Here is a 709-nt window from a genome sequence, read left to right as displayed (position 1 = left end):
GCCGGGTCAGCGGGCGAATGTCTCGGTCAGGCGCACGCTGTAGCCGTCTTCTTCCATCAGGACGACCGTGACACCGAAGGGGGAGGGGTGGTCCAGCTCGAGCGGTGTGAAGGAGTAGTTGACGGCGGCCTGGATCGGCGGGGGCAACTCGCCGCCCGGCTGGGGCTCGAGGGCAGGAAGCCACCGGGGTCCGGCCGCGGCCGGATCCTCGGGGGCTTGGGCCAGGGACTGCTCGGTGTAGGGGAGTTGGTGCAGGACGTGGCCGTCCTTCGTGGCGTGCACCATGTTCAGGCACGGCGCCGGGCCGACGAGGGGCAGCCGGCAGGCGGTGGCGACGTCGTGGGTCTCCCAGGCAAGGACGATTTCGTCGGCGCCGGCCGCCGCGGCGATGTTCGAGAGCGCGGCAATGCCGGTGAGTGCGTCCTCGCCGGCCTTGAGGGGGCGTACCCAGATCAAGCCGACCAGTTCGCCGCGCACCAACGGCATGATGACCGGGCGGGGCACCGCTCCCTCGCCCAGGCCCGCGGTGTACGCGTTCTTCATCGATGCGACCAGTGCGTCCCACACCTGCGTGTCCACGAACTCCCTCTCACCCACGGCATATTCACGATCACGCTGACCTTGTCATGGTCGCCGCGCCGCCGCCAGCCGCCGTCACCCGCCCGGACAGGGACGTGAGACGCTGTCAGCGCTCCACCGCACTGCCGGA

Annotated in this window: 1 protein-coding gene; it reads right to left on the bottom strand. The window is 70.4% G+C overall.

Going from position 1 to position 709, the window contains the following annotated elements; translation table 11 throughout:
• Positions 1–6: 6 nt before the first annotated feature.
• Positions 7–579 (bottom strand): hypothetical protein, encoded by a 573-nt coding sequence (locus OP79_RS49045; protein WP_033329770.1) that lies wholly within the window; start codon positions 577–579, stop codon positions 7–9.
• Between the last annotated feature and the right edge of the window lie 130 nt (positions 580–709).

The sequence above is a fragment of the Streptomyces yerevanensis genome (assembly GCF_000716805.1).
In the GTDB taxonomy this organism is placed as follows: Bacteria; Actinomycetota; Actinomycetes; order Streptomycetales; family Streptomycetaceae; genus Streptomyces; species Streptomyces flaveus.
Note: the sequence above shows the minus strand (reverse complement) of the source record. Positions and strands in the feature narration are given on the sequence as shown.